Origin of the sequence: Streptomyces sp. SID14436 (assembly GCF_010548465.1) — a bacterium.
Classification (GTDB): Bacteria; Actinomycetota; Actinomycetes; order Streptomycetales; family Streptomycetaceae; genus Streptomyces.
This window is the reverse complement of record NZ_JAAGMD010000057.1, coordinates 1-3,833: the sequence shown is the minus strand read 5'-3', so window position 1 is coordinate 3,833 and position 3,833 is coordinate 1. Positions and strand designations below refer to the sequence as shown.

Sequence of the window (3,833 nt, the reverse complement as noted above, 5' to 3'; positions counted from 1 at the left end):
GCGTGAGGTGCTGGACGACGCCGAACTCGGCGGCCTGGCCCGGGTCTGGCTGACCGAGCACGGCGCGCCCGACGTGCCCCCGCCGTCCGAGGCCATGATCTTCTGGCTGACCATCGACACGGTGGCCGCCCAGCTCGCGGCCGAGGGCAACTCCGAGGAACTGCGCGCCCTGGTGGAGGGCCTGGCGGCCCAGCACAGCGGCTTCTTCTCCACCGTCTGGCGCGTGGACCACCCGGCCACGGCCGACGTGCTGGAGGCGATGGGGCGCCTGCACCCCGACAAGAAGATCGCCAAGGAGGCCCGCAAGGCGGCGTTCAAGGCCCGTTCGCAGCACGGCGGCTGACGCGGCGGCTGACGGGGCGCGGCCGGGCACCCACCGGGGCACCCGGCCGCCCAGCCGGGCGCGGCTGGCATCCGGCGACCCGCGGGCTGACCGGTCGGCGCCGTGAGGCCGCGCGCGACCCGGGCCGGTACGGGGTGCCCGCCCGCCGCGCCCTGCCGGTCCCGGATCGGACCTGCGTCTTCCGGTCTCTTGTGGCGCCCTCCTCTGACATCTAACATTTCAGTCGTGAACGCCCTTCGACCCGTCCCGCGCACCCTGCTGCGCGACCGCGCCTACGAGGCCATCCGGGACGCCATCGTGGCCGGGGAGATCGAGCCCGGCGCCGTGGTGCGGGACGCCGACCTCGCCGAGCGGCTCGGGCTCTCCCGGGCGCCCGTGCGCCAGGCGTTCGCGCGGCTGGTCGACGAGGGTCTGCTGGAGAGCAAGCCGCAGAGCCACACCCGCGTGACCCCCCTGGTGGCCGCCGACGTACGGGACGCCGCGGCCGTGGTCGGCGCCATGCACGAACTGGTCACCCGGGCCGCCGTGCCCCGCCTGCGGACGGCGGACACGGACGCCATGCGCGCCGCCAACGAGCGGTTCGCGGCGGCCGTCCGCACCGGCGACGTGGACGCCGCGCTGCGCGCCGACGACGCACTCCACGACGTCCTGGTGCGGGTGAGCGGCAACCGGGCCGCCGCCGCCACCGTCGCCCGGTACACCCCGCTCATCCGGCGGCTGGAGCGGCGCCGCTTCGGCGAGGGCGGCGCCTGCCGCTCCGCCGGCCTGCACGACCGCCTGATCGCGGCCTGCGCCGCCGGCGACACGGACGGGGCGGTGCGCGTCACCGCCGAGATCTGGCGGGGCCTGGAGGAGCTCGCCGACATTCCCTGACCGGCCCTGCCCACCGGCACGGCCCGAGCGGAAGGAACCCCTCATGTCCCTTGCCTCCCACCGGCGTTACCCCCTGCTGTTCGGACCCTCGCCCGTGCACCCGCTCGAACGGCTCACCGCCCGCCTCGGCGGCGCCGCCCTGTGGGCCAAGCGCGAGGACTGCAACTCCGGCGTGGCCTACGGCGGCAACAAGACCCGCAAACTGGAGTACCTGGTCGCCGACGCCCTCGACCAGGGCTGCGACACCCTGGTGTCCATCGGCGGCGTGCAGTCCAACCACACCCGCCAGGTGGCCGCCGTCGCCGCCCGCGCCGGCCTCAAGTGCGTGCTCGTGCAGGAGAGCTGGGTCGACTGGCCGGACGCCGTGTACGACAAGGTCGGCAACATCCTCATCAGCCGGCTCGCCGGGGCCGACGTACGGCTGGTGCGGGCCGGGTTCGGGATCGGCTTCAAGGAGAGCTGGGAGCAGGCCCTGCGCGAGGTCGAGGAGTCGGGCGGCAAGCCGTACGCCATCCCCGCCGGTGCCTCCGACCACCCCCTCGGCGGGCTCGGCTTCGCCGGGTGGGCATACGAGGTCGCCGAGCAGGAGCGGGCGGCGGGCGTCTTCTTCGACACCGTGATCGTGTGCTCGGTCACCGGCTCCACCCAGGCGGGCATGGTCGCCGGGTTCCGGGCGCTGGAGGAGGCGGGCGGCCGTCCCCGGCGGGTGATCGGCATCGACGCCTCGGCCGACCCCGCCCGGACGAAGGAGCAGATCGCGCGGATCGCGGACCGCACCGGGCGACTCCTCGGCGTCAAGGCCGAGTTGACCGTGGACGACATCGAGCTGGACGAGCGCTACCACGCCGGGACCTACGGCATACCGGACGAGCGGACCCTGGACGCGATGCGCCTCGCGGCGCGGACCGAGGGGATGGTCACCGACCCGGTCTACGAGGGCAAGTCCATGGCGGGGATGATCGACCTGGTGTCCCGGGGCGAGATCGCCCGCGATGCCACGGTCCTGTACGCCCACCTCGGCGGACAGCCGGCGCTGAACGCCTACAGCGCCCTGTTCTGAGCCGGAGGCCGCCACAGGCCGCAGGCCGCGGGCACGGTGGTCGGTAGTCCGCAGGCCGCACCGCGCAGTCCGCGGGCCGGCAGCCGCAGCCCCGGGTCCCCTCCGCGCCCCTCGATAGGGTGAGGGCGGAGGGGACCCGCGGCGTTCGAGGAGGGCCGGTGGCACAGGTCAGGCCCATGCGGGCCGATGCCCGGCGGAACCGCGAGCGGCTGCTCGCGGCGGCGGTCGAGGCGTTCGCCGCCCAGGGCGAGGGCGCCTCCCTCGACGACATCGCCAAGCGGGCCGGCGTCGGATCCGGCACCCTCTACCGGCACTTCCCCACCCGGCGGGCCCTGTTGGAGGCCGTGTACGCCGACCGGATCGACGCCCTCGCGGCCCGGGCCGGCGATCTGGCGGAGCGCCTGCCGCCCGGCCCCGCCCTGCGTGCGTGGCTGGACGAACTCGGCGCCGGGATGATCCGGATCCGTGGCCTGCGGGCCCTTCTGGGGCCGGCCGTCGGGAGCGGCCCGGACGGCGGCCCGGACGGCGGGCCGGGCTGCTGCGACCCGCTGCTGGGCGCGGCGGAACTGCTGGTCGGGGCGGCCCGACGGGCGGGGGAGCTGCGCCCGGACGTCGAGGCGGTCGACGTGCTGCGGCTGGTGCACGGTGTGGCGGCGGCCTCCGAACTCGCGGACGGCGACGGCGGCCAGCTGCGCCGGTATGTGGGTCTCCTGGTGGAGGGCCTCGCGCCCCGGCCCCGGGCATGAGCGCCCCGGCCCCGGGCATGAAAGGGCCACCCCGGGCATGACCGGTCCGGCACCGAGCCCGGGGCCGGACCGTGACGGAGGGGCCCCCGCCCCGGGGAGGGGAACACCGGGGCGGGGACGTCGGCGGGCCGGCGGCGGTGGCCGCGCGGCCCCGGCGGCTACAGGGCCTGGGCGGCCGGCTTGACCATGCCGCGCACCGTGCGGGACTTCACGAAGTCGCCCATGGCGGTCATCTCCCACTCGCCGGAGAACTGGCGGATCAGCTTGGCCATCATCACGCCCGTCTGCGCCTCGGCGGAGGTGAGGTCGAAGCGGACCAGCTCCTCACCGGTGGTGCCGTCCAGCAGCCGGCAGTACGCCTTGGCGACCTCGGTGAACTTCTGGCCGGAGAAGGAGTTGACGGTGAAGACCAGGCCGGAGACCTCCTGGGGGAGCCGGCCGAGGTCGACGGTGATCACCTCGTCGTCCCCGGCGCCCTCGCCGGTGAGATTGTCGCCGGAGTGCTGGATCGCGCCGTGCAGAATCTGCAGCTTGCCGAAGTAGCAGCTGTCGATGTGGTTGCGCTGCGGACCGTAGGCGATGACCGAGGCGTCCAGGTCGATGTCCTTGCCGCGGTACGCCGGCTCCCAGCCGAGGCCCATCCGCACCTGGGAGAGCAGCGGGCGGCCGCCCTTCATCAGGGAGACCGTCTGGTTCTTCTGGAGGCTGACCCGGCCCTTGTCCAGGTTGATCTTGCCCGAGCCGGGCGCCGGGGCGGGCGGGGCCGGGGGAGCGGCGGGCACGGGCGGGGCCTGCGGGGCGGACACCGGCG

The 3,833-nt window shown here is 75.3% G+C and carries 4 protein-coding genes and 1 pseudogene; 4 read left to right on the top strand and 1 reads right to left on the bottom strand.

Annotation, left to right across the window (positions count from 1 at the left end; translation table 11 throughout):
* The 4 genes and pseudogenes from G3I53_RS02075 to G3I53_RS02060 all read left to right on the top strand — a co-directional run.
* Positions 1-343, top strand: a pseudogene (locus tag G3I53_RS02075) (hypothetical protein); the annotation flags it as partial.
* Positions 344-568: 225 nt separating this feature from the next.
* Entirely contained in the window at positions 569-1,216 is a 648-nt protein-coding gene (locus G3I53_RS02070) for a GntR family transcriptional regulator (protein WP_164350338.1), read from the top strand.
* 43 nt (positions 1,217-1,259) lie between these two features.
* Positions 1,260-2,276 carry a 1-aminocyclopropane-1-carboxylate deaminase gene (locus G3I53_RS02065; RefSeq protein WP_164339064.1) on the top strand — a complete coding sequence of 339 codons (1,017 nt, stop codon included), beginning with the start codon at positions 1,260-1,262 and terminating at the stop codon, positions 2,274-2,276.
* A gap of 158 nt (positions 2,277-2,434) precedes the next feature.
* Positions 2,435-3,022 (top strand): TetR/AcrR family transcriptional regulator, encoded by a 588-nt coding sequence (locus tag G3I53_RS02060; protein ID WP_164437969.1) that lies wholly within the window; start codon positions 2,435-2,437, stop codon positions 3,020-3,022.
* A 158-nt stretch (positions 3,023-3,180) separates the two neighbouring features.
* On the opposite strand, the gene G3I53_RS02055 is transcribed toward G3I53_RS02060, so the two are convergent.
* Positions 3,181-3,833 (bottom strand): TerD family protein (locus G3I53_RS02055; protein WP_203591788.1); only part of this gene is annotated, 653 nt, incomplete at its 5' end.